Origin of the sequence: Massilia sp. LXY-6 (assembly GCF_051233485.1) — a bacterium.
In the GTDB taxonomy this organism is placed as follows: Bacteria; Pseudomonadota; Gammaproteobacteria; order Burkholderiales; family Burkholderiaceae_D; genus Telluria.
On record NZ_JBKFGF010000020.1, the window covers coordinates 1 to 1907 of the forward strand.

Annotated in this window: 1 protein-coding gene and 1 pseudogene; both read right to left on the minus strand. The window is 63.8% G+C overall.

Going from position 1 to position 1907, the window contains the following annotated elements:
* Window positions 1-1069, minus strand: a pseudogene (locus ACI48D_RS10300) (hypothetical protein); the annotation flags it as partial.
* A gap of 144 nt (window positions 1070-1213) precedes the next feature.
* A partial coding sequence (locus ACI48D_RS10305) for a group II intron maturase-specific domain-containing protein (RefSeq protein ID WP_435571135.1) occupies window positions 1214-1907 on the minus strand: 694 nt, incomplete at its 5' end.

Here is a 1907-nt window from a genome sequence, read left to right on the forward strand (position 1 = left end):
GGGCGCCGAGCGCGATGCCCTGGCGCCCGGCGACGCCCGCTACCGTGCTGGTCACGTTGTCGAGGTTGATCCTGCGGATGGTGGCGTTGCCGGTGTCCGCGACATACAGGTCGTTGCCCTCGACCGCGATGCCGCTGGGCGCGCACAGCCGCGATACGGTCGCGCTGCCGTCCACCGCGCCGCACTGGCCGGCCTGGCCCGCCAGGGTCTTCACCTCGCCCTTGGGACTGATCATGCGGATCGTCGAGTTGCCGGTATCGACCACATACACATTTCCCCATTCGTCGACGTCGACGTCCTGCGGATTGCAGAAGCGGGCCACGTCGCCGCGTCCGTTCGTGCTGCCGCATACGCCGGGCGAGCCGGCCACGGTGCTGACGTTGCCGTTGGCGTCGATGCGGCGCACCGTGTGGTTGCCGGTGTCCGCGACCCATAGATTGCCCCAGCGGTCCAGCGCGATGCCTTTCGGGTTGCAGAACTGGGCCGTCGTGCCGCGCCCGTCCGCGCTGCCGCAGGTGCCGTTGCCGGCCAGGGTGCCGGCCGCGCCGCCCGGCGCGATCTTGCGCACCACCGAGTTGCCGGTGTCGGTGACATACAGGTTGCCCTGGGAATCGGTGTCGAGCCGGGACGGCTGGTTGAAGCGCGCCGCAGCGCCGTTGCCGTCCGCATAGCCGACCGCCCCGGTGGCGCCGGCCAGCGTGGTGACGGCGCCTTGCGGCGTGATTTTGCGGATGGTCGCGCTGGCCGGTTCCGCCACGTAGAGGTTACCGTCGGCATCGGCGACGATGCCTTCCGGGCCGTTGAAACGGGCCGCCGAACCGCTGCCGTCGCGCGAGCCGGTGCAGGCGCCGCAGACGTCCCCGGCGATGGGGAACAGGCCGGTGGCGCCTTGTGGCCGGTCGGGCCAGCTGGGCCAGTCGGGATGGTCGGGCCAGGGAAATTCCGGGCCGGAGTGAAAGCCGATACCGATGCCGATGGCGACGTCGCCGCCGCAGCCAGCAAGGCCGAGCGTGGCCAGCAGCGCAGTCAGCAAGCCGGCGCGGCGCAGTAGATGGGTGGACGAGTTCATGACGAAGCTCCCGGTGAGGAGGGTCGGGAGACCTCATTACTGAAATCCCCCGCCCTAAGAACCGTACGTGCGAATTTCTCCGCATACGGCTCAAATCACAATCAACACGTGATTGTCCTGATGAACATAGGACCGACCAGTGTTCTAAGCCTCGCTGAGCGAAACCGGCAGCACAAATTTGAAACCCGAAGCGTGTCCCTGCATGTGACATGCAGGGTGCAGAAGCCAGAGATTAGACGTCGAGTCAGACCCGCCATCGACACGCCGCACGAGGTGGTGCTTATGCCACCCGGTGATAGTCGTGATTTTCTCTCCACAGCAAGGACAGAGCCCCCGCTGTCGCCTCCACAGGTACAAAAGTTTTCGGCGTCCCTTGAGAGTACGTTTCATTTTCACGGAAGTGCGTTCCTCAAAGTATTCCTCAAACGACGGGTCGAACGGTGTCGCAGCACCTCGGATTTTCACATGTCGCCGTATCTCTACGTCGCCAGCTTTCCTCAGGGGTAGTGTCTTGTTCTTGCCGTTTTTCTGTGCCACAGTGCAGCTGAACACCCACTTGCGAGTACCGAACTTGGGAAAATACCGGTCTTTGACCCAGTACCGCCCTTTGTTCGGATGCCGGCGAAGTGCCCAGCGCCATAACGCATGCCAGATTTCGTTGTCGACTTTGGAGAAGGTCTCATTGGCCACGATGTGCTGGTGGTAGTTGGCCCAACCGGAAATCTTAGGGAAGCGCTGATTTAATCGCCGAGCTCCCCCGGCCGCCGGCGCAACTGGCACAATGATGCATCCCATCTTTCCAGCATCACCGATGAAGCAAACGAGTTTTTCCGACGCC